General features: G+C 71.6%; 17 protein-coding genes and 1 pseudogene. 11 read left to right on the forward strand and 7 right to left on the reverse strand.

The features are described 5' to 3' along the window. The 3 genes from NBZ83_RS07310 to NBZ83_RS07320 form a co-directional block, all read right to left on the reverse strand. On the reverse strand, nucleotides 1-744 hold a 744-nt coding region (locus NBZ83_RS07310; RefSeq protein ID WP_261574597.1), incomplete at its 3' end, for a LutC/YkgG family protein. Next, nucleotides 741-2,222, reverse strand: coding sequence for a lactate utilization protein B (locus tag NBZ83_RS07315; RefSeq protein WP_261574598.1), 1,482 nt, complete (start codon nucleotides 2,220-2,222; stop codon nucleotides 741-743). The genes NBZ83_RS07310 and NBZ83_RS07315, both read right to left, overlap by 4 nt. Continuing rightward, a complete protein-coding gene (locus NBZ83_RS07320; RefSeq protein ID WP_261569696.1) occupies nucleotides 2,222-2,959 on the reverse strand; it encodes a (Fe-S)-binding protein in 738 nt (245 codons plus the stop codon). Before NBZ83_RS07320 ends, NBZ83_RS07315 begins: the two co-directional genes overlap by 1 nt. A gap of 282 nt (nucleotides 2,960-3,241) precedes the next feature. On the opposite strand from NBZ83_RS07320, the gene cysK reads away from it, so the two are divergent. After that, nucleotides 3,242-4,174, forward strand: a complete 933-nt coding sequence (cysK, locus tag NBZ83_RS07325; RefSeq protein WP_261569694.1) for a cysteine synthase A — start codon at nucleotides 3,242-3,244, stop codon at nucleotides 4,172-4,174. A 3-nt stretch (nucleotides 4,175-4,177) separates the two neighbouring features. Beyond that, entirely contained in the window at nucleotides 4,178-4,927 is a 750-nt protein-coding gene (gene cysE, locus NBZ83_RS07330; protein ID WP_261574599.1) for a serine O-acetyltransferase, read from the forward strand. A 13-nt stretch (nucleotides 4,928-4,940) separates the two neighbouring features. Here the strand turns inward: cysE and NBZ83_RS07335 are convergent, their stop codons facing one another. The 3 genes from NBZ83_RS07335 to NBZ83_RS07345 form a co-directional block, all read right to left on the reverse strand. Further along, nucleotides 4,941-5,996 carry a phosphatidylinositol-specific phospholipase C gene (locus NBZ83_RS07335; RefSeq protein ID WP_261569691.1) on the reverse strand — a complete coding sequence of 352 codons (1,056 nt, stop codon included), beginning with the start codon at nucleotides 5,994-5,996 and terminating at the stop codon, nucleotides 4,941-4,943. A 471-nt stretch (nucleotides 5,997-6,467) separates the two neighbouring features. Next, nucleotides 6,468-8,546 carry a PKD domain-containing protein gene (locus tag NBZ83_RS07340; RefSeq protein ID WP_261569689.1) on the reverse strand — a complete coding sequence of 693 codons (2,079 nt, stop codon included), beginning with the start codon at nucleotides 8,544-8,546 and terminating at the stop codon, nucleotides 6,468-6,470. A gap of 120 nt (nucleotides 8,547-8,666) precedes the next feature. Continuing rightward, the gene (locus NBZ83_RS07345; RefSeq protein WP_261574600.1) at nucleotides 8,667-9,725 is read right to left on the reverse strand and encodes an Lrp/AsnC family transcriptional regulator; all 1,059 of its coding nucleotides are present in this window, start codon (nucleotides 9,723-9,725) and stop codon (nucleotides 8,667-8,669) included. Between the two features lie 185 nt (nucleotides 9,726-9,910). Here NBZ83_RS07345 and NBZ83_RS07350 point away from each other — a divergent pair. Next, nucleotides 9,911-11,086, forward strand: a pseudogene (locus tag NBZ83_RS07350) (MFS transporter); the annotation flags it as partial. 219 nt (nucleotides 11,087-11,305) lie between these two features. On the opposite strand, the gene NBZ83_RS07355 reads toward NBZ83_RS07350, so the two are convergent. Further along, a complete protein-coding gene (locus tag NBZ83_RS07355; RefSeq protein WP_308203771.1) occupies nucleotides 11,306-12,109 on the reverse strand; it encodes a Maf family protein in 804 nt (267 codons plus the stop codon). Between the two features lie 175 nt (nucleotides 12,110-12,284). On the opposite strand from NBZ83_RS07355, the gene hpnH reads away from it, so the two are divergent. From hpnH to NBZ83_RS07395, 8 genes are all read left to right on the forward strand, one after another. Further along, a complete protein-coding gene (hpnH, locus tag NBZ83_RS07360) occupies nucleotides 12,285-13,286 on the forward strand; it encodes an adenosyl-hopene transferase HpnH (RefSeq protein ID WP_261569681.1) in 1,002 nt (333 codons plus the stop codon). A gap of 513 nt (nucleotides 13,287-13,799) precedes the next feature. Further along, nucleotides 13,800-16,736 (forward strand): branched-chain amino acid ABC transporter permease/ATP-binding protein, encoded by a 2,937-nt coding sequence (locus tag NBZ83_RS07365; protein ID WP_261574601.1) that lies wholly within the window; start codon nucleotides 13,800-13,802, stop codon nucleotides 16,734-16,736. Beyond that, a complete protein-coding gene (locus NBZ83_RS07370; protein WP_261569678.1) occupies nucleotides 16,733-17,494 on the forward strand; it encodes an ABC transporter ATP-binding protein in 762 nt (253 codons plus the stop codon). The genes NBZ83_RS07365 and NBZ83_RS07370 overlap by 4 nt, the downstream gene beginning before the upstream one ends. A gap of 48 nt (nucleotides 17,495-17,542) precedes the next feature. Beyond that, entirely contained in the window at nucleotides 17,543-19,117 is a 1,575-nt protein-coding gene (locus NBZ83_RS07375; protein WP_261569676.1) for a class I adenylate-forming enzyme family protein, read from the forward strand. Between the two features lie 244 nt (nucleotides 19,118-19,361). Further along, on the forward strand, nucleotides 19,362-20,156 hold the full coding sequence (locus tag NBZ83_RS07380) for an SDR family oxidoreductase (protein WP_261571086.1): 795 nt from the start codon (nucleotides 19,362-19,364) through the stop codon (nucleotides 20,154-20,156). Nucleotides 20,157-20,233: 77 nt separating this feature from the next. Beyond that, nucleotides 20,234-21,424: a cytochrome P450 gene (locus NBZ83_RS07385; RefSeq protein WP_261571087.1), complete on the forward strand. Its 1,191-nt coding sequence runs from the start codon at nucleotides 20,234-20,236 to the stop codon at nucleotides 21,422-21,424. After that, nucleotides 21,421-21,648 carry a ferredoxin gene (locus NBZ83_RS07390; protein ID WP_261574602.1) on the forward strand — a complete coding sequence of 76 codons (228 nt, stop codon included), beginning with the start codon at nucleotides 21,421-21,423 and terminating at the stop codon, nucleotides 21,646-21,648. Before NBZ83_RS07385 ends, NBZ83_RS07390 begins: the two co-directional genes overlap by 4 nt. Nucleotides 21,649-21,761: 113 nt before the next feature. Continuing rightward, the gene (locus tag NBZ83_RS07395; RefSeq protein WP_261571089.1) at nucleotides 21,762-23,018 is read left to right on the forward strand and encodes an ABC transporter substrate-binding protein; all 1,257 of its coding nucleotides are present in this window, start codon (nucleotides 21,762-21,764) and stop codon (nucleotides 23,016-23,018) included. Nucleotides 23,019-23,216 lie beyond the last annotated feature (198 nt).

Here is a 23,216-nt window from a genome sequence, read left to right on the forward strand (position 1 = left end):
GTCTGCGGGGTCTGTGGGGTCGGAGACGAGGATGACGGCGAGGGTGCGGGGGCCGTGGACGCCCTCGACACGGTCAAACTCGATGTCGCTGGTGGCCGACGGGCCGCTGATGAGCGTGATCGGACGGGCCGGGTCCAGGCGGGCGAGCAGGTCGGGGACGCTGTGGACGACCTGGTCGGCCCGGACGACGCAGACGTGGACGTCGGGCACCAGGGTGATCGCGCGCCGGCCCTGGTCGGGGGAGCCGTCGAGGGCGATCGTCCCGGTCAGCGCGCAGGCCGCCGCGCAGCCGGTGACGACCGCCGCGAACCCGTCGAGCTCGGCGGGGGTGAAGCCGCCGTCGACGACGCCGTCCGGGCACCAGCCCGCCGGCAGCCCAGGTGGGACGAGCACTTCCCCGCCGCCCCGCCCTGCGGAACCGGGCGGGTGTTCGGTGGAGCGGGGTGAGTGTGCCGCCGAACCGGGCGTGGGCCTGACGGAGGCGGCGGCCAGGGCTGCGCGGATCGCGGCCGGCTCGTCGCCGGGGGCCGCGTCGACAACGGACGCCCGGTAGTCGACGAGCCGGTGGCGCAGCAGATCCAGCAGCGGCGGGCTGCCGGGCGTCGGGCCGTCGCCGCGGTGGTAGTCGCGGGGGATGTCGACATCGTCGTCCGCGCCTGGTCCGCGCACCGCACCGCCGAGGCCGACGCCCGCGTGCGCGTTCGCGGCCCGAATGCGGGCCAGCACCTCGTCGCGCGCGCTCACGCCGAGCCGCCGCGGGTGCGGGACCACCACTGGCGGAAGGTCTCCTCGGGGGGCCGGGGGGCGTCGCGGCTGGACGTCCACGCCGACAGCGGCGGGGGCAGCGAGGACAGCCGGCCCGAGGCGCGCCCGGCCAGCCGGCCGAGGCGGGAGGCGGTCTCGGCGGCGGCGAAGCGGGTGGGGGAGGACATCACCCAGGCGGCGGCGGCCATGGTGAGTGCCTCCGCGGTGGGCAGCGGGCGGTCGCGGGCGGCGTCGACGTGGGCGGTGCGCAGGCGGACGAGCAGCGACGGGATGTCGATGCGCACCGGGCAGACGTCGTAGCAGGCGCCGCACAGGCTGGAGGCGTACGGCAGCGAGGCGTTGTCGTCGCTGCCGGAGTGGATGCCGGTGAGCTGCGGGGACAGCACGGCGCCGATGGGGCCCGGGTAGACCGAGCCGTAGGCGTGGCCGCCGGTGCGCTCGTAGACGGGGCAGACGTTCAGGCAGGCCGAGCAGCGGATGCAGTGCAGCGCGTCGCGGCCGACGGCGTCGCCGAGGGCGGCGGTGCGGCCGTTGTCGAGCAGGACCAGGTGGAACGCCCGCGGACCGTCACCGGGGGTGACGCCGCTCCAGGTCGACGTGTACGGGTTCATCCGCTCACCGGTCGACGACCGTGGCAGCAGCTGCAGGAACACCTCCAGGTCCTGCCAGCTCGGCACGACCTTCTCGATGCCCATCACCGTGATCAGCGTCTCCGGCAGGGTCAGGCACATCCGGCCGTTGCCCTCGGATTCGACCACGACCAGCGAGCCGGTGTCGGCGACGCCGAAGTTCGCCCCCGACACGGCGACCCGCGCCCGCAGGAACGTGCGGCGCAGGTGGGCACGGGCGGCCATCGCCAGGTGGCGCGGCTCGGCGGTGAGCGACGGGTCGACGCCGGGCATTTCGCGCAGGAACAGCTCGCGGATCTCGGCGCGGTTGCGGTGGATCGCCGGGACCAGGATGTGGCTGGGCACGTCGTCGCCGAGCTGGATGATCAGTTCGGCGAGGTCGGTCTCGTGGGCGGTGATGCCGGCGTCGGCGAGCGCGGCGTTCAGGCCGATCTCCTGGGTGGCCATCGACTTGACCTTGACCAGTTCGGTCGCGCCGGTGGCCTGGACGAGGCCGGTGACGATCGCGTTCGCCTCGTTCGCGTCGCGGGCCCAGTGGACCGTCCCGCCGCGGGCGCTCACCTCGGCCTCCAGCCGGACGAGATGGTCGTCCAGGCGGGCCATCGTCGCCCTTTTGATCGCCTCGCCGGCGAGGCGCAGCTGCTCCCAGTCGTCGAGTTCGCCGACCGCCGTGGCCCGTTTGGTGCGGATGACCCCGATGGCGTGGCCGAGGTTACGGCGCAGCTGGCTGTCCCCGAGGGCGTCGCGCGCGGCGGCGGGGAACGACCGGTCACCGCGCAGCTGCCCGACACCGGGTGGCGCGGGGATCCCGAGGAACGCCGCCGCCATCAGACGGAGGACTGGGTGCTGGCGAGGATCTCGGCGAGGTGCACCGTGCGGGTGGCGGCCCGCAGCCGGGTCAGGCCGCCGCCGATGTGCATCAGGCAGGACGCGTCGCCCGCGGTGGCCACCTCCGCGCCGGTGCCGAGCACGTGGCGCATCTTGTCGGCGAGCATCGCCGTCGACGTCGGGGCGTTCTTCACCGCGAAGGTGCCGCCGAACCCGCAGCAGGTCTCCGCCTCCGGCAGCTCCACCAGCGTCATCCCGGCGACCTGGCGCAGCAGCCGCAGCGGGCGGTCGCCGACCCGCAGCACCCGCAGCGAATGGCAGGTCGGATGGTAGGTGACCCGGTGCGGGTAGTAGGCGCCGACGTCGGAGACGCCGAGCACGTCGACGAGCAGCTCGGACAGCTCGTAGGTGCGGGCCGCGACCGCCTCGGCGCGGCGGGCGAGCGCGTCGTCGCCGGCGTCGCGGGCGAGGGCGGCGTGCTGGTGGCGTACCGAACCGGCGCACGAGCCGGACGGGGTGACGATGACGTCGGCGTCGGAGAACACGTCGACGTGGTGGCGGACCAGCTCGACCGCCTCGCGGGCGTAGCCGGTGTTGACGTGCATCTGCCCGCAGCAGGTCTGCCCGGCGGGGAAGACGACCTCGTGGCCGAGGCGTTCCAGCAGCTCCGTCGTGGCCTGCCCGACCCGGGGGAACAGCGCGTCGACGAGGCACGTCACGAACAGCGCAATCCTCATCCGATCCCGCCTCCGCACGTCCGACGCCGCGCTTCGGCGTCGAGCCCACCTGCGCGCCAACGCTGCCGGATCCGAGCCACGGGTTCGAAACTATCCCGGCCGGGCCGCGGACGTCCGCGCATCGCGCAACCCGCCGCGCGGCACCGGCACCGAGGCGGATTCCACCGCAGCCACCCGGGGCGCACGATGGTGCCTGATTGCTCACGGACGGCTCCGCGTCGGAGTCGGGACATACCCTGGCCCAGTGACAAAGAGGGGCACCGAACGAGGAGAAGAACGTCGATGAGGATCGCCGAGGACATCACGCGGCTGGTCGGGAACACGCCACTGGTGCGGCTGCGCCGGGTCACCGACGGGGTCGGGGGCCAGGTCGTCGCCAAGCTGGAGTCGTTCAACCCGGCGCACAGCGTGAAGGACCGGCTGGGGCTGGCGCTCATCGACGCCGCCGAACAGGCCGGCGCGATCGGCCCGGACACGATCATCGTGGAGCCCACCAGCGGTAACACCGGCATCGCGCTGGCGATGGTGTGCGCGGCCCGCGGCTACAAGTGCGTGCTGACGATGCCCGAGACGATGAGCGTCGAGCGGCGGATGCTGCTGCGCGCCTACGGCGCCGACCTGGTGCTCACCCCCGGCCCGGAGGGGATGGCCGGGGCCATCGCCAAGGCCGAGGAGCTCGCCAAGAGCGACTCCCGCTACTTCATCCCCCAGCAGTTCGAGAACCCGGCCAACCCGGCGATCCACCGGGCCACGACCGCCGAGGAGATCTGGCGCGACACCGACGGGACGATCGACTTCCTCGTCGCCGGCGTCGGCACCGGCGGGACGATCACCGGGGTCGCCGAGGTCATCAAGGCGCGCCGGCCGTCGGCCCGGTTCGTCGCGGTGGAGCCCGCCGCGTCGCCGGTGCTGTCCGGGGGCGCGAAGGGGCCGCACCCGATCCAGGGCATCGGCGCCGGCTTCGTGCCCGGCGTGCTCGACACCTCGCTCGTCGACGAGATCATCCAGGTGCAGGCCGACGACGCGATGGAACTCGCCCGCCGCCTCGCCCGCGAGGAGGGCCTGCTGGTCGGCATCTCCGCCGGGGCCGCGGTGTCGGCCGCGCTGACGGTGGCGGGCCGCCCGGAGAACGCCGGCAAGCTGATCGTCGTCGTGCTGCCCGACTTCGGCGAGCGCTACCTGTCCACCCCGCTGTTCGCCGGCCTGGGGGACTGAGCCGTGCTCGCGACGCTGCGCCGGGACCTGCGCACCGCGCGGGACCGCGACCCCGCCGCTCGCTCCACCCTCGAAGTCGCGTTGTGCTACCCCGGCGTGCACGCCCTGTGGGGCCACCGGGTGAACCACTGGCTGTGGACGCACGGGATGCCGCTGCTCAGCCGGGTCGGCGCCGAGGTGACCCGCACACTGACCGGCGTCGACATCCACCCCGCCGCCCGGATCGGCGAGGGCGTGTTCATCGACCACGCCACCGGCGTGGTCATCGGCGAGACCGCCGAGGTCGGCGCCGACGTGACGATCTACCACGGGGTGACGCTCGGCGGGACCAGCCTGGAGGCCACCAAGCGCCACCCGACGATCGGCGACCGGGTGGTGATCGGCGCCGGCGCGAAGGTGCTCGGCTCGTTCACCGTCGGCGCCGACAGCCGCATCGGCGCGAACGCCGTCGTCGTCCACCCCGTCCCGCCCGGCTCGGTCGTCGTCGGCGTCCCCGGGCAGGTCATCAGCCCGAGCCGCCCGCAGCCCGCCCACGACGACCGGATGCCCGACCTGGTCGGCATCAGCCTGCAGTCGCTGCTCACCCGGGTCAACCGGCTCGAGGCGGCCCGCGCCGGCACCCCCGTCGCGGCCGGTGCCGCTGCCACCGCCGGCGAGGGTGCCGGCGCCGGTGAGGGTGCCGGCGACGGGGAGCGGCCGCCGATCCGCCTGCCTCAGGCCGGCGTCTGGCAGGGCGAGGACTTCTCCATCTAGGAGTCTTCTGGCGCTACCAGTTGTAGTTCCAGTAGATGATTCCGCTGATCAGCCCCTCGTTCCAGCCGTCGTCGGAGTCGAAGAAGTCCAGCGGCATGACGCCCAACTGGCCCACGGTGCGCCACTGCTCGATGTTGCCCCAGATCGCGTCGTAGAGCGGCGGCTGGATGAGGTCGGCGTAGCCGTCCGGTGCGATCCACGGCGGATCGTTCGCGCTCACGTAGTTGACGTAGAGGCGGTCGTCGCCCGGCTGGCGGTAGACCACCGACGCGTTCGCCTGGGCCCAGATCTCGTCGAACTTCACGTTCGGGTCATCTTGGCTGTAGTCATCCTGGATGACGAGGTTGGACCCGCCGTAGTTGATGCCGCCGAGGCCGGCCACGTCACCGAGCAGCACGATCTTCCCGCGGGCCTGGCCCACCGTCGGGATGCTGCTGTCGGTGTAGTAATACGACCGCAGGTACCTGTTGTTGAAGATCTCCCGGAAGTCCTCGTCGCTTTCGTGGGAGTACTCCTGCTTCACCCGCATCAGGATGAACTCGGACGGGTGGCTGTAGAGGAAGTCCGCGCACTTCTGCTGGACGTCCCCGAACATGATGTTCTGGTAGTAGGCGCCGTGGTGGATGGCGAACGACATGTCCGAGCCGCTGCCGACGACCCGGCACCGGATGTCGAGGAAGCGGCAGCCCCGGTCGAGCTGGTCGGCGACGTCGAGTGTCTGGCAGGGCACGAAGATGTTTCCCTTGCCGTACCGGGCGCAGGACTCGTGGGTTCCGGGGATCGAGACCCGCCCGATCGAGTTGCCGTCAGGCAGGTAGTACATCCAGTCCTTGCCGGTGAGCAGCTCGGCCGGCTTCGCGCGGGCGCGCAGCAGCCGCTGGCCGACGGCTTCGGAGAGCTCGGTCCGCAGGGCGGCGAAGCTCGCCGCCTGGGACGTGGTCGGGCGCAGGTCGGCTTCGGTGAAGGCCGGACGTGTCATGGCGGGCGGGAGGTCGGTGGGTTCGCCCGCCGGCCCGGTCGGGATCTCGGCGAGCTTCGTCTCGTCGTCGTCGTCGTGCACGCTTGCCATCGGTATCTCCAGGTCAGGGGAGTCTGTGGGGGGAGTCTGTGGGAACAGCGGCGCCGATGCCCGGTTCCGGGCGGCGTTCTTCCGAGCAGCGCGTTTTCTGGCGGGAAAAACGACGGTGACAACGGCGGAAAGCCGGAGATGGAATCGAACCGGGCGGTCCGGCGCGCTCGCGGGGAATCGTCGGATCGGAAAGAGGAGTCTGGAAATCGTGCGATCTGCCACCGGTCATGCGATGACGTGGCGGCCACCGGGTGATATCTACCGGAACGACAGCCTAGGGGCGCGTCGCAGCCAGGCAAGGATGATTCCCGAAAATTGTCCGGAACAGTAACCACAGCGCCGCCGGCGGCGCGGGCGACCGTCAGCCCGTGCGGACGGGGATCCGCACGGGCTGACACGGCGGCGGATGCGTGGGAGAGCGTCCACCTGGGTCCTCATGGAGGGCTCGGCGTCGGGGAGGGGGCCCGGTCCCTACCGGACGATGACGCGGGCCGAGGCGAGGTTGGGGATGCGGCGCGAGGTGGCGCTGATGTCACCGTCGCGGTGGGACTCGACGAGGGCGGTGGCGAAGTAGGTGCCGGGCGCGTCGTAGGTGTGCGTCGTGGTCACGGTCACCTCGGCCTGCGAGCCGTCGAGGTTCTCCGTGCGGGGGAAGGCGCCCTGGCCGTCGAAGTCCCACTGGAGGCCGACGATCGTGCCGGCGCCGGGCGGCGTCTCGGCGTGGGCGGAGAGCGTGACCGCCTCACCCACCGCGACCTCGGCTCGTGCGCCGCCGTTCGCCGTCACCGACACGACCGGTTGGATACCGCGGCGTTCCTTGGCCGTCGCCGGAAGGACGATCGCGCCGTCTCGGTAGTCGTACTGTGTGTCGACCGGTTCGATGCCGTTCTCCACCCAGTCGACCAGGTCGACCAGGGACTGCTCGATGATCGGCTGGTAGTTCACCAGGTAGGTGGTGTTCGCCCGGCCCGGCGCCGACGCAGCCATGTTCGGCGGAACGTGCTCGGCGTTCTCGGTCCAGCGCAGGCGGAATTTCGTGTGGGCCAGCTCGACGCCGTACTCGCGTTCGATGTTCGCCTTGAAACCCAGGCCCTGCGGCGGCCACAGCGACGAATCGTGGGTGTGGTGCACCCACAGCAGCTTGCCCTCGATCCGGCCGGTGTGCTTGACGCCCATGAACGGCGACATCTCCGGGAGTTCGTACTGCTGGTAGAGGGGCTCGCCGTCGACCCGCAGGAAGTCGTACTCCGGCTCCCACGGGAGGAGATGATGCCGGTAGTAGTAGCAGTAGGCGAGAAAGGCGTGGTTGTCGACCCGTACCCGGTCGCCCGGCTCGACGCCGGTGAAACGCAGGTTCGCGGCCTCGCCGTCGCTGTCGACGAGCAGGACGTCCCGGTGCCCGTTGAGGACGTAGAGCTTGCGTCCAGCGGCCGCGCCGCTGGTCAGTTCGATGCCGGCCCCGAGGATGTAGCCGTCCGGAACCTCGTCGAGCTGCACCGCCATCGGGATGTGCCACATGTTGTTCATGGCGGCGAACAGCGACGCCAACGCGCGCACCTGACCGAGCTCCGCCGTCTGCAGGGTCGGGTCCTCGAGCAGGTCCTTCGCGTACAGGACCCGCTTCACCGTCGTGTCCAGCTCGATCAGGTCGTCGCGCACGAGTTCGGGCTGGTCGAACCCGACATGACCGGGCTTGGTCCAGAAGTTCTCCCAGTACTGCGGGTAGTCGGCCTGCAGGCGCGTGGCCATCGACGACCACAGCCACATCTGTCCCATCGGCTGGGCGATGAAGGACTCGTCGCCGCGCGGGTAGCCGATCCGGTAGACATTCGCGAGTTCCTCGCGCTGATGGGTGTTCAGGCCGGCGAACGGATCGCCGCTGCCGCCCGGCCACATCGCGTCGACGACGTCGTGGATCCTGTCTCCGAGTACCCGCTGGACGTTGAACATCGACGAGAAGTTGGGCGTGCCGTTGCGCAGCAGTCGCAGGTCGCCGTAGTCGCCGTCCTGGGCGTCGCCCATGTAGGGCAGGGCCGCGTCCCACACGTCGGGCGCATAGGCCAGGCACAGCGGCGAGCGGCGCGCGCCGCCGCTTCCGCCGTACACGTAGGCGTACGCGGTCGGCGCTCCGTAGATCTGGGCGGCCACGAACTTGGCGAACCGGGCGGACTCGGCGGCGGCCCGATAACCGTAGATCGTCGGATCGGGGCCGGCCTTCGGATCCATGACATCGCCGATGTGGCCCATGTTGGACTCGACGGCGAAGCCGCCCATCCGGAAAATCATCTCCAGCCCGCCGGTCACTTGGCCGAGCGGGCCGGTGTTGACGTTCTCGTGGCCGGCGTTGGCGCCTTCCAGCGGCTGGAAAAGGCGGCCCCGCCATCTCTCGGCGGGCGGGTAACAAAGCGCGAACCGGGTGCTCGTCCCCTCGAAACCACCATGGATATAACGATGCTCGACGGGCTCGTTGCGCTGTTCGTCCTCGTCGATGTACGGCACGCCGAAGAAACTGTCGATCACAACGTAGGAGTCGAGTCCAAGGGACGTCATCGAACTTCCTTTCACGCCTGAGTCACCCACATTGGTGAAGCTGACCAGGGGTCGACAGTAGAGTGACGCAGGCCACAAGTCAACGGCGTTCACCGCGAGACTGGTCAGCAAGGCGAGCGTTCAGGCGGGCGAGTCTGTGCGGCGGGCGTCCCGGTGGGTGTCGCGGTGGGTGTCGCGGTGGGGGCCCGTGCCCTTGAGGGTGCGGTGGATGGGGGCGGTCTCGAGGCGGCGGATGCCGGGGATCGCGGCGACCGGGCCCGTGAGGTAGCGGTAGAGGGCGCCGGCGTCGCGGCAGACGACCGCCGCGTACAGGTTCGCCGTGCCGGTGGTCGCCCCCGCGAACGCCACCTCCTCGTGCTCGGCGAGCGCGGCGCCGACCTCGGCGAGCCGGGCCGGCTCGACCTCCAGCCACAGCGACGCCCGCAGATGCCCCAGCATCGTGGCGTGATCGAAGTCCAGATCGTAGTAGAGCGCGCCGGACGATCGCAGCTCCGACAGCCTTCGCCGCACCGTCGTCTGCGACCACCCGGTGGCCGTGGCCAGCTCGGCCGCCGAGGTCCGGCCGTCCACGGCGAGGGCGTCGAGCAGCCGCTGATCGTCGCGGCCGAGCCGGACGGGGTCCTCGGTGGTCTCGGTCAAACGGCGGGCCGGCGCGTCGGGCGGGGTGAGCGCCGCGGTCTGCGCCGGGCCGAGCGGGCCGGTGCGGGTCAGCGGGCTGAGGTCGCGGCCGAAGAAGACATGCAGCAGCGCGTGCGCGGTCACCTGCACCACCCGAGGGGTGCGCGGGAGCTGCTGCAACAGCAGCGTGTCGTCCTGGCCGGGGGCGGCGCCCTGCACGATGCAGGAGATCTCCGTGCCGCCGGAGATCAGGCTCACCCAGCGGGTGTCGGTGCGCCGGGCCAGCGCCTCCCCGACGGACGCCGCCGCATCCGGGGTGCACCGCACCCGCACGAGCCATGCGGTCAGCCCGATCCGCAACGGGTCGACCAGGCCCAGCACCCGCAGCGTCCCGGTGCCGCGCAGTCGGGCGTAGCGGCGGGCCACCGTCTGGTCGGAGACGCCCAGAACCTCGCCGATCCGCGCGAACGGCGCCCGGCCGTCGACCTGGAGGGCGTGCATGATCTGCCGGTCGAGCCGGTCTGAAGAGCCCAGCGACGGCCACGGGATGTCGGATTCCACCCATGGAGGCTAGCGGCTGTCGAATTCCACCGCACCGGTGCCGATGACTGGGGTGCGGGCCCGGCCCGGTGGACGGTGGAGCCACGGATCACCCGGCTACCCGGCTGTCGATGTTCGAGCGCCTCACGGCCAGGCGACGTCACGGCCGCCACCCGGCCCTCGCCCCCGGAACGGAGTTTCCCCGAATGCGCAAATGGCTGCCCCTCGCGGCGATCTGCCTGGGCGCCTTCATCCTGCTGGTCGACGTCACCATCGTGAACGTCGCCCTGCCCCGGATGGCGGACGACCTGCACGCCTCCTTCACCTCCCTGCAATGGGTGATCGACATCTACGCCCTCGCGCTGGCCGCCCTGCTGCTGGCCGTCGGCTCGTTGGCCGACCTGCTCGGCCACCGCCGGCTGTATGTGGCCGGGCTCGTCGTCTTCGCGGCCGCATCCCTGGCGTGCTCGCTCGCGCCGAACGCCACCGTGCTCATCACCGCCCGCGCGGTGCAGGGCATCGGCGGTGCCGCGATGTTCGCGACCTCGGCCGCGCTGGTCTCCGCGAACTACCACGGCAGGGACCGCGGCGTGGCCTTCGGCGTGTGGGGCGCGGTCAACGGCGCCGCCGCCGCGGCCGGCCCGATTGCCGGCGGGCTGCTCACCGAGGGATTCGGCTGGCAGGCGATCTTCCTGGTGAACCTGCCGATCGCGGTCGTCGCGATCATCCTGACCCTGCGGGTGCTGCCGGCCGGGTCCCGCGGAGCCGGCCGCCTCGACCTGCCCGGCGCGGCCGCCTTCACCCTGGCCGCGGCGGCTGTGACGTACGCGCTGATCCGAGGCGGCGAACAGGGCTGGGGTGACCGGCTGGCCGTGGCCGCGTTCGTCGTCGCCGGGCTCGCCGCCGTCGGCTTCCTCGTCGCCGAACGGCTGGTCGCCCGCCCCATGCTGGACCTGGCGCTGCTGCGGCGGCCGTCCTTCGCGGGTCTGCTGACCGGGGCGTTGCTGTTCCAGCTGGCGGCGTTCGGCGGCCTGGTCTACGTCTCGCTGTGGCTGCAGAACGTCCTCGGCCTCAGTCCCGTGCGCGGCGGCCTGGCGCTGATGCCGCTGGCCGGGACGGCGTTCGTGGTCGCCGCCGTCGCGGGTCGCCACACCCACCGGTTCGCGCCGCGCCTGCCGATCGGGGCGGGGCTGCTCTGCATCGCCGCGGGCTCGGCGCTGCTACGGCTGTTCGTGCGGGCCGACTCCGACCAGTCCGCACTGTTCGCCGGTCTCGCCGTGATCGGTGTCGGCGTCGGCCTGGCGACGCCGGTGATGGTCTCCGCCGCGGTCGAGTCCGTGCCGCCGCGGCAGGCAGGCCTGGCCGGCGGGGCCGTCAACACCTTCCGGCAGCTCGGCATGACCCTGGGCATCGCGCTGTTCGGCGCGATCTTCGCGGCCCGGCTGCGGGCGGAGCCCTCGATCCGCGCGGGATACGCCGCCGGCATCGACCGGATCTCGCTGTGGGCGGCGGTGGCTGCGCTGGTCGGCGCCGTCGTGGTCCTGTTCACCGTCCGGCGCGGTGCCCACGCGCAGCAGGCCCCGCCGGATGGTCGCGGGGGCTCAGGTGGTGGTGTCGCTGACGGGGTCGCTGTCGGCCGAGGGGATGGGGACGGCGCCGAAGGCGGTGAGCAGCTCGCGGACCAGCGCCGTCGGCAGGCCGATGACGGTGTCGAGGTCGCCGTCGACGGCGGTGACGAACGCGGCGGCGCCGCCCTGGATGGCGTAGGCGCCGGCGGCGTCCATCGGCTCCCCGGTGGCGACATAGGCGGCGAGTTCGGCGTCGGGAACGTCCCGCATCGTCACCGCGGTGACGGCGGCGCGGCCGCGGACGGTGCCGGTCGCCGCGTCGAGCACGACGACGCCGGTGTGGACCCGGTGGGTCCGCCCGCGCAGGCTGCGCAGCATGGCGAGGGCCTGCGCGGGGGAGGCGGGCTTGCCGAGGATCCGGCCGTCGACCTCGACGACGGTGTCGCTGCCGAGGATGAGGTGGCCGGGGCGCAGCGCGGCGACGGCGCGGGCCTTGCGCTCGGCGAGCTCGACGGTCAACTCGGGGGCCGTCGGGGTCGCCGTCGACTCGTCGACGCCGCTGACGACCACCTCGAAGGACACCCCGAGCCGGGCCAGCAGCTCGCGGCGCCGCGGTGACCCGGAAGCAAGGACGATGCGTCGGTCCGCCGTCATGCGGACAACGTATCCAGCGCGGGCCACTGCCCACCCCGGCGGGTCGGCGGGTCCGCGTTCCGGGGCGTCGACGCAGTCCCGCGGCAAGCTTTTATGGCGCGGTGGACAAGCACATTCGAGCAACCGTCGAACGCGTATCCGAGTGTGCGCTCGCCGGATCGGCCGGCCTCCTGACCGGGCCATTCGTCGATTGACCCTTTCGGGCGTGGGCGGGATGGGTCGGGTCGTACCTCGTCGGTTACATAACTCTCACCGGTCCTCGGCCGTGAATCGGATGGAGCGTGGACCTAGACTGGATCCGGCAGGGCACTGCTCCACCCACCCGGCGATGTCGAGATCAACCACCAGGAGGGTGAAAATGGCCATTCCAGCGCGTCAGGCGATCAGAGTCGGAGCCTATCTCGCGAAGCAGAAACTTCTGCGGCGCGAGAAGTTTCCCATCACCCTTGAACTGGAACCGCTGTTCGCGTGCAATCTCTCGTGCGAGGGCTGCGGCAAGATCCAGCATCCGGCGGACGTGTTGAAACAGCGTATGCCGGTTGAGCAGGCGCTGGCCGCGGCCGACGAGTGCGGCGCCCCCGTGGTGTGCCTGGCGGGCGGCGAACCGCTGATGCACCCGCAGATCGAGCAGATCGTCGAGGGCCTGGTCAAGCGCAAGAAGTTCGTCTACCTGTGCACGAACGCGCTGCTCATCCCGAAGAAGATCGACAAGCTCACCCCGTCGCCCTACCTGTCCTTCGCCGTGCACATCGACGGCCTGGAGGAGCGCCACGACGAGATCGTGGCGAAGAAGGGCGTGTTCGCCCAGGCGGTGGACAACATCAAGGAGGCCCAGCGCCGGGGCTTCCGGGTGACCACCAACACAACCTTCTTCAACACCGACACCCCGCAGAACGTCATCGACGTCCTGAACTTCCTGAACAACGATCTCAATGTCGACGGGATGATGCTCTCCCCGGCGTACGCCTACGAGAAGGCTCCTGACCAGGAGAACTTCATGGGCGTCGAGGCGACCCGGGAGCTTTTCCGGAAGGCGTTCGCGGAGGGTCGCCGGAAGGGTTGGCGGATCAACCACTCGCCGCTCTACCTGGACTTCCTCGAGGGGAAGCTTGATTTCCCGTGCACGGCCTGGGGAATCCCGTCCTACTCCCTCTACGGTTGGCAGAAGCCCTGCTACCTGATGGGCGACGGCTACGCCGAGTCCTACCAGGAGCTGCTCGACACCACCGACTGGGACTCCTACGGCCGCGGCAAGGACCCGCGCTGCGCGAACTGCATGGCGCACTGCGGCCACGAGCCGACGGCCCTCGCGGCGACGCTGGGGTCCCTGCGCGAGACCATCCGCGCCGCCGCGCGCTGATCGCCGCCGGACGCGGATCCGCCCCGCGAGCTGATCGGCATCCGGTGTGCTGATCTGATCCGCCCCGCGCGTTGCGCTGCGCCCCGGGCCGCCCGGTATCCCGCCCCGGGAAGCCCGGTTATCCTCCCCCCGACGGCCCGGTATCCCGGGCCGTCGGGGGCTGTCCGGTCGCGCGGCGGGACCAAACGACCGGCTTTTCTAACTCTTCCGTCACCTGCCCCGCCGCGCCCGACACGCCGCTGCCGCACCTCCTTCGCAGGCGACCTTGACGCCCCTGCGAGCAGGTCAGACGCCCGTCGTAACAGAAGAACCCGCCAAGCCTCTGGCCGGCAGGCAATCTGACGGTATGATGCCGGCCACACGATCGAGTGGGCGGCCTGGCCGTTCGGACGGGCATCCGTTCGGGCGGGCCGTCCGGCCCCTGTGGCGGGTTCGGTCTGAGGCAGAATCTGACGGGAGTGTCGGAATGATCTTCCGAGGTGTGGGTTCCCGGTCGGCGGAGTGGCCGATCGCATGAACGACCTCTTACCCTTCGTCATCATCGGCCTGGTCTCCGGCTCCGTCTACGGGCTGGCGGCCACGGGCCTGGTGCTCACGTACAAGACATCAGGGATCTTCAACCTTGCGCACGGGGCGGTCGCCACGACCGCCGCCTACACCTTCTACTTCTTACGGGTCCAACACGAGCTCCCCTGGGGTCTCGCCGCACTGCTGAGCATCGGCGTCGTCGGACCCGCCCTCGGACTTCTGCTCGAGTTGATGGCACGCCGCCTCGCCGAAGTCCGGGTCGTCTACAAGATCGTCGCAACCATCGGGATCATCCTGGCCGTCCAGGGCTTCTTCACCGCCCGCTACGGCGCCCAGAGCCAGACCTTCCCGACGTTCCTGCCGACCGGCGAGGCGTTCACGCTGTCCGGGACGGTCATCACCTGGGACCAGATCATCATCACGGCCATCGCGCTGGTCGCCACCGCGGGGCTGTACCTGTTCTTCCGCTTCGCCCGCCTGGGTCTGGCGATGCGCGGCGTGGTCGACGACTCGGAGCTGCTCGACTCCGCCGGCACCAACCCGGTGGCGGTGCGCCGCTGGTCCTGGGTCATCGGCAGCACGTTCGCCTGCCTCGCCGGTGTCCTGCTCGCCCCGAGCCTGAGCCTGGACGCCCTGCTGCTGACGCTGCTCGTCGTGCAGGCGTTCGGCGCCGCCGCGCTCGGCTACTTCTCCAGCCTGCCACTGACCTACGCCGGCGGCCTCGTCGTCGGTGTGCTCGCCTCCGTGCTGACCAAGTACGGCGCGGTCACCCACCCGAACGCGCTGCTGACCGGGCTGCCGCCGAGCACCCCGTTCCTCGTGCTGTTCGCCGTCCTGCTCCTCACCCCGCGCCGGCGCCTGGTCGACCGGCGGCTGTCGGCCCGCCTGCTGGTCACCGACACCTGGCGGGCGCCGGCCCGAATCCAGCTCAGCGGCGCCGTCGTGCTCGCGGCGCTCGCCGTCGCCGTGCCGTTCCTCGTCGGCGGGGCGCGCGTCCCGACCTACACCGACGCGCTGCTGAAGGTCATCCTCTTCCTCTCCCTCGGGCTGCTGGTGCGCACCTCGGGCCAGGTGTCGCTGGCCCACGCCGCGTTCGCCGCGATCGGCGCCGCCGCCATGGGGCACTTCACCACCGGCCTCGGCCTGCCCTGGCTGGTCGCGCTGCTGCTCGCCGGCCTGGTCGCCATCCCGGTCGGCGCGGTCATCGCGATCCCGGCGATCCGGCTGTCCGGGGTGTTCCTGGCCCTGGCGACCTTCGGCTTCGGCATCGCGCTGGAGCAGATGGGCTACCCGCTGAAGATCCTCTTCGGATCGAGCACGTCAGGCGTGCGGGTGCCCCGCCCCGGCCTGTCGGCCTTCGAGAGCGACCGCGGGTACTACTACCTCGTCCTGATCTTCGTCGTGCTGGTCGCGGCACTGGTGGTCGGCGTGCACCGCAGCCGGCTCGGGCGCCTGCTGCGCGGCCTGAGCGACTCGCCGACGGCGCTGGCCACCCACGGCGCGAGCGTGAACACCACCCGGGTGCTGGTGTTCTGCCTGTCCGCCTTCGTCGCCGCGATCTACGGCGGGCTCTACGGCGGTTCGGTCTCGGCCGTGACCGGGTCGTCGTTCTCCTCGTTCTCGTCGCTGGTGCTCCTCGCCGTCCTGGTGATCAGCATCGGTGGGGAGCCGTGGTACGCCTTCCTCGCTGCGGCGGGCATGGTGCTGCCCAGCGCCTACATCACCAACGAGAACACCACCAACTGGCTGAACTTCCTGTTCGGCGTCTCCGCCATCGCGGTGTCGCTGAGCGGGGGACCGCCGCGCAACGCGGCGCTGCGCCGGCTGGCCGACCGCATCGGCGGCCGGCGACCCGAGGCCACGGCGGCCGCGACCGCTGCGGCCGGTGAGCCGGGCGCCACGCCGCCGGTCGGCGCGGACGCGCTGCCCGCCGCGCTGCCCCTCGACGTGCTGCCCCTCGACGCCGCCGCGGCGGCCGAGGCGGCGGCGATCTCCATCGAGCGGCCCGAGGCGGTCGCCGCCGCGCCCGACAGCGGCATCCAGGTGGAGAAGATCAGCGTCCGCTTCGGCGGCAACCTCGCCGTCGACAGCTTCTCGCTGATCGCCCCCCAGGGCCGGGTCACCGGGCTGATCGGGCCCAACGGCGCCGGCAAGACGACGACGTTCAACGCGTGCAGTGGTCTGGTCCGCCCCAGCAGCGGACGGGTGCGGCTGCACGGCTCGGACGTGTCGCGCCTCGCCCCGTCGGCGCGGGCCCGCGGCGGGCTCGGCCGGACGTTCCAACGGATGGAACTGTTCGACTCGATGTCGGTGCGGGAGAACATCGTGCTCGGCCGGGAGGCGTCCATGGCCGGGGTCCGGCCCTGGCGGCATCTCGCCGGGACCCGCTCGCAGCGCAAGGTGGTCGCCGAGGCCGTCGAACGCGCCGCGGCCACCTGCGGGATCACCGATCTGCTGGACCGGCCCGTCGGCATCCTGTCGACCGGCGAGCGCCGGCTGGTCGAGCTCGCCCGCTGCCTGGCCGGGCCGTTCGACATGCTCCTGCTCGACGAGCCGTCCTCCGGCCTGAACCGGCTGGAGACCGCCCGCTTCGGTGAGGTGCTCGCCGAGGTGATCCGCCAGGGTGACGTTGGCGTCCTGCTCATCGAGCACGACATGGCGCTGGTCATGGAGGTCTGCCACTACATCTACGTCCTCGACTTCGGCGTCCCGATCTTCGAGGGGACGCCCGCCGAGGTCGCCGCGAGCGACGCCGTGCGCGCCGCCTACCTCGGTTCCGAGGCGGCCACCGGCGACACGGCCACCGGCGACACGGCCGATCAGAGCGGCCAGACCGGCCAGAGCGGCCAGACCGGCCAGGTCCCGCCAGCCGATCCGGCGGCGCCGTCGCGTCAGACCGTGTCTCAGGAGGTGAGCTCATGACGGTCACCGAGACCCTGCCGGGGGGCGAAGGTGCCGCCGCGCCGGCGGCCCCGGTACTGGAGGTCCGCGGGCTGGACGCCGGCTACGGCGCCTCGGCCGTGCTGCACGACGTCTCGCTGACCGTGCCGCGCGGCAGCGTGGTCGCGCTGCTCGGCCCGAACGGCGCGGGCAAGACGACGCTGCTGCGGGTGGCCTCGGGCCTGCTGCGCCCGACCCGCGGCACGGTGATCCTCGACGGGCGCGACGTCACCCGGGCCCGGCCCTACCAGCGGGCCCGGGGCGGGCTGTGCCACATTCCCGAGGGCAGGGGCGTCTACCCGTCACTGACCGTGCGGGAGAACCTCGTCCTGCACACCTGGAAGCGCAACGTCGACGACGCGGTCGAGCGTGCGGTGGCGAACTTCCCGATCCTCGGCAGCAAGCTGTCCCAGCCGGCCGGCGAGCTCTCCGGCGGCCAGCAGCAGATGCTCGCCGTGATGCGCGCCTACCTCGACGACCCCGCCGTCGTGCTGGTCGACGAGGTGTCGATGGGGCTCGCCCCGGTGATCGTCGACCAGATCTACGAGTTCCTCGGTCGGATCACCCAGGCCGGGACGTCGCTGCTGCTCGTCGAGCAGTACGTCCACCGGGCCCTGGCCGCGGCCGACCGGGTCTGCGTGCTGACCAAGGGGCGGATCGTGTTCGACGGTCGCCCCGAGGACGTCGCCGAGGAGGTCTTCGAGCACTACCTGGGTGTCGCCCCGAACCACGGCGGCTGATGCGCCACCGGCCTCGGCCGCAGAGGACCGCAGAGAGGAGTGGCCGCCGTGACGACGTCCGCATCGGCCGTGATACCCGTTGACGACCTCACGTTCTGGGAGGTGTGCGAACGCCGGGCGCGGCTCACCCCGGACCGGTTGATGATCGTCGACGAGCGGGATCGCCGGATCACCTTCGGCGAGTTCCGCGACCGGGCGCAGCGGGTGGCCGCGGGCCTGCACCAGCTGGGGATCGGCCCCGGGTCCCGGGTGAGCTGGCAGCTTCCGACCAGGATCGAGACCCTGCTGGTATGCCTGGCGCTGGCCCGCCTCGGCGCCCACCAGAACCCGGTGATCCCGGCGGTGCGGGGCCGGGAGGTCGGCTTCGCGCTGCGCCAGACCGGCGCCGAGTACGTCGTGCTGCCCGGCACCTGGAACGGGTTCGACTACGTCGAGATGGTCTCCGGGCTCGACTGGTCGGCCGCCCCCCGGCCGCGGATCGTGGTCGTGGGCGTCGACGACCTGCCCGACGGCGACCCGGCGACGCTGCCGCCGCCGCCGACCGACCCGCGCCAGGCCCGTTGGACCTTCTACACCAGCGGCACGACGTCCGAGCCCAAGGGCGTGCTGCACTCGGACGAGTCGCTGATGTGGGGCGGGCGGGGTTACGCCGAGCGGATGCGCCTCGACGCCGACACGGTGTTCGCGATGCAGTTCGCCATCGCGCACATCGGTGGGCCGAACCTGTTCTGCTTCATGTTCTCCGTCGGAATCCGGACGCTGTCCGTGGAGCGGTTCGACCCGTCGTCGCTGGCCGAGCTGTTCCGCCGGCACCGGGTGAACCTGTGCGGTGGCAGCGTCGCGTTCGGCGAGCTGCTGCTGCGCGAGCAGCGCCGACGCGGGGCCGGCCGGCTGCTGCCGGACCTGCGCGAGCTCGGCGGCGGCGCGGGACCCACTCCGCCGGCGATGTTCGACCAGATCACCGCCGAGCTGGGGGTGACCTACATCCCCGCCTACGGGATGACCGAGGTCCCGATGATCGCCGTCGGCTTCCCCGACGACGACGTCGAGCTGCGCCGGGGGACCGACGGGGCGCCCGTGCGCGGCATCGAGATCCGGGCCGCCCGCCTCGACGGCACCGTCGCCGACCCGGGGGAGGAGGGCGAGCTGCAGATCCGCGGCCCCCAGGTGTGCAAGGGGTACCGGGATCCGGCGCAGAACGCGGAGGCGTTCGTCGACGGCTGGTTACGCACCGGCGACCTGGGGGTGGTCCGCCCGGACGGCCGGATCAAGCTCACCGGCCGGATCAAGGACATCATCATCCGCAAGGGCGAGAACATCTCCGCGCGGGAGATCGAGGACCTGCTGGGCACGCACCCGTCGGTGGCCCGGGTCGCCGTGGTCGGTCTGCCCGACGACGAACGCGGCGAGCGGGTCTGCGCGGTGGTGGAGCGGGTACCCGGCCAGCCCGACCTGGACTTCGCCGAGATGCAACGCCACCTGCTCGCCGCGGGGCTCGGCCGTTACAAGCTGCCCGAGCAGCTCGAGCTCACCGACGAGCTGCCCACCCAGGGCTCGATGCTCAAGATCTCCAAGGCCGCGGTGCGCCGCGAGCTGCTCGCCCGCGCCGGCGCCGGGACCTGAGGCGGGCGCGGCGCCGGCCTGAGCATGGGCCGGTGCCGCGCCCGGTCGAACCTGTCCCGCGCCCGCTCGCGCGCCGCACCCGGCTGGACTTTCCGTTTCGATGGCCGGATGGTGCCAGTCATCTGACGATTACGTCACCCTGACCTGGCGCTTGAATGCGCTTCTCCGTATAAGTTTCCTCACCCGGAGAGATGTGGCATGCTTCACGCAATCTGGCAGGGTGTCGACGTCCGGGGAGGTTGCTGTGGATCTCGGGATTGCAGACCGTGTCGCTGTGGTGTCGGGCGGCAGCCGCGGCATCGGGCGCGCGGTCGCCGAACTGCTGGCGGCCGAGGGGGCCCGGGTCGTCGTGGCCGCCCGCGGCGCCGAGGCGGTCGGCGAGGTCGTGGAGACGATCCGCAAGAACGGCGGCGTCGCGCACGGCGTGGCGGCGGACATGACGGTCGCCGAGGAGATCGAGCGGGTCGTGGCGGGCGCCCGCGAGCGGTTCGGGCCCCCGGACATCGCGGTCAGCAACGTCCACGGCCCCGGCCCCGGCGACTTCTTCGACCTCACCGGGGACGACTTCGCCCGTGCCTTCCAGGAGATGACCCTCAGCGTCGTCCATCTCACCCGGCTGGTCGCCCCCGCGATGCGGGAACGCGGCTGGGGGCGGCTGGTCAACATCGGCTCGGGCGCGGCCAAGGAGCCGCCGCCCGGGCTCAAGCACATCCTCGCCAACACCGTGCGGGCGTCGGTGGTGACGCTCAATCGCTCGCTGGCCAACGAGTTCGGCCGTGACGGCGTCACCGTCAACACCATCGGCACCGGCTTCATCGCCACCGACCGGATGTGGGGCTACGTCGGTGGGGTCGGGGAGCAGCGTGGCCTCGCGCCCGCCGACATGATGACCCAGTTCAGCACCGACATCCCCGTCGGCCGCCCGGGGCGCCCGGAGGAGATCGCCGCCGTCGTGGCCTTCCTCTGCTCCGCCTGGGCCGGATACGTCACCGGCCAGCTCATCCCGGTCGACGGTGGAGCGCTGCGCTCGGCGTTCTGACGGCCACCGCTCGGCGCGGCCGGCGTGTCCCGCATCGACGAACGCAACCAGCGGATCAACGGACCCAGGGAGGCCAGATGTCGTCGGCCGGAGAAGCCCAGCCCTTCACCTTCGAGGACCTGCCCGTTCGTGATGATCGGGACGCCGCGTGGCGGCTCATCCGCGAGCGCGGACCCATCGTCCAGCTCGAACCCGACGTCGCGCTCACCGACCACGCCCTCGTGGAGGCAGCGTTCCGCAATCCGGCGGTGTTCTCCTCCCGGAAGGCGTTCGACTCCCTCGGCAGCCCGCTCCCGCTGGTCCCGATCGCGTTCGACCCGCCGGAACACGCCCGCTACCGGCACATCCTGCAGCCCTTCTTCAGCCCGCGCAGCATCAGGCCCCTCGAACCGGAGTTACGCCGCCAGCTCGCCGAGCTCATCGAGCCGCTGCCGGCGCGGCGGGAATGCGACTTCGTGGCCGACGTGGCGTCGGTCTTCCCGGTGCAGGCCTTCCTGACCTTCTTCGGCCTGCCGATGGAGATGCGCGACCAGTTCGTCGCCTGGAAGGACGCGATCCTCGGGTTGAGCGACCCGTCCGGGGCGGTCAGCACCGACGAGGCCGACCTGCGCCACGCCGGCGAGCTGTTCACCTACCTGTCCGAGCTGGTGGCCGCCCGCCGCGGCGTTCCCGGCCCGGACGTGCTCAGCGAACTGCTCTGCCTGGACGGCGACGACGCGCTCACCGACGCCGAGGTGATCGGCCTGTGTTTCCTGTTCGTCCTCGCCGGCCTGGACACGGTGACCGACGCCCTCGGCTTCGGGATGGAGCGCCTCGCCCGCAACCCCGACCGCCGCCAGGAGATCGTCGACGACCCCGCCCTCGTCCCCGCCGCCGTGGAGGAGCTGCTGCGCCTCGACCCGCCGGCGCCCTTCGTGCCGCGGATCACCACCGCGCAGACCGAGCTCGGCGGGCGCACGCTGCCCGCCGGCACCCGGGTCACCGCCTACATCGCCGCGTGCAACCGTGACGAGGCGCGCTACCCCGATCCGTACGGGGTCGACTTCCACCGCGGCGACAACCCGCATGCCAGCTTCGGCGTCGGCGTGCACCGCTGCCTCGGTTCCCACCTCGCCCGCCTCGAGATGCGCCTGGTCTACGAGGAGTGGCACCGCCTCATCCCGCACTACGACATCGCGCCCGGGTTCTCGCCGACGGTGAAGTTCCCCCGCGGCACCGTCGGCCTGGAGGCCCTCCCCCTCATCCTCACCCCGGGCGTGCCGCGATGAGGGTCGCCATCGACCGCGAGCTCTGCGTCGGGCACGGGTTGTGCTACATGCTCGCCCCCGACGTCTTCCACGACGACGACGAGGGGTATGGCCAGGTGACGGCCGACAGCCCGGTCGCCCCCGAGCGCGTCGAGGGCGCCCGGCGAGCTGCCGGATCGTGCCCCGAACGCGCTATCACCCTTCCCGCCGACCCCGCCGACCCCGCCGACCCCGCGGGCGGCTGACCGCGTCCCGACCGGCGGCGGCGCGCGCGGACCGTCGCCGTCCCCGTCCGCGGCATCTCTGTTTCTCCGCTCATGCCCCTGGCATGGGGGGAGGCGCTGGTTATGACAACTCGATGAAGAAGAAGGGCACCTGCGTGAAGCGCCAGATATTACGACCGGTGATCTGTCTCGTGGCACTGGTCCTCGTGGTCGCCGCGTGCGGCAGCAGCTCCGGGGGTGGCTCGGGCGGCGGCTCCGGGGGAGGCGCCTCGGCGGCCCCGGCGGCACCGAAGTCGCCGGCACCGACCGGCAGCCCGCTGGTCATCGGCACGGTGGGCCAGTTCAGCGGCTTCGCCGGCGTGATCTCCAAGGCGACGGCGGACGCGGTGCAGGCGTGGGCGCAGTGGACCAATGACCGGGGCGGCCTCAGCGGGCACCCGGTCAAGGTCGTCGTCCGTGACGACGCCAACGACCCGGCCAAGTCCCTGGCCGCCGTCAAGGGGATGGTCGAGAACGACAAGATCATCGCACTCGTCGGCACGCACGAGTCCGGGCTGGAGTCGGCCTGGAAGGACTACATCGACGCGAAGAAGATTCCGGTGATCGGCGGTTCCGCCACCGCAGCGCTGTGGCTGACCGACCCGAACTTCTTCCCGACCTCGGACACCGCCGTCAACTACGTCGTGTCCGAGGTGAACGCCGCCAAGATCGCCGGCAAGAAGAAGCTCGGCATGGTCGTCTGCGCCGAGCTGCCCGCCTGCGCGCAGGGACTCTCCCTCGCCGGCGGCATCGCCACGAAGCTGGGCCTGCAGTTCGCCTCCGGCCTGGCGATCTCGTCGTCGTCGCCCAACTACACCTCCCAGTGCCTCAACATGCGCTCGGCCGGGGTGGAATCGATCATCCTCAACAGCTCGGGCGAGGTCAGCGAACGCTTCGTCGCGGACTGTGCGAAGCAGAACTACCGGCCGCAGTTGATCTCCCCGGGGCAGAGCTTCCTCGACAAGCTGCTGAAGAACGCCAACTATGACGGCGCCTACATCGCGAACGACTCGTTCAACTGGTTCGGGGGCGCCCCGGAGACGGCGGACTTCCTGCAGGCGATGAAGTCCTACAAGTCGGACACCCCGCTGAACGCCAGCGCCAGCGCCGGCTGGGCGGCGGGCGTGATGTTCGGCAAGGCGGCCGCGAAGATCGGCCCCAGCCCGACCTCCGCCGACCTCTACACCGGGCTCTACGCCCAGCCGGCGAAGAACACCCTCGGCGGCCTGATCCCACCGACCACCTACGCCAAGGACAAGCCGGCGGTCTCCGTCCCGTGCGGATGGTACGGCGTGATCAAGGGCGGCAAGCTCACCGCTCCCCACGGCACGAAAGCCATCTGCGTCGAGTAACGGCGGCGAGCCCGTGTCGACGGCAGTGCCCGTCCGGCACGGGCTCGCGTCGAGCGTCCCGCGCCTGCCCGCGACAGGTACCGGACGCCGCATCCGCATAGTCGTCATGTCAGATCTGTTGCTGTCCTGTCCATGGAACCCGCCGATGTCGGCTCGCTCCACCCCCAGGAGAACCGGGGCGCGCCCCCGGATCCCCCC

Source organism: Frankia gtarii (assembly GCF_025403375.1).
Classification (GTDB): domain Bacteria; phylum Actinomycetota; class Actinomycetes; order Frankiales; family Frankiaceae; genus Frankia; species Frankia gtarii.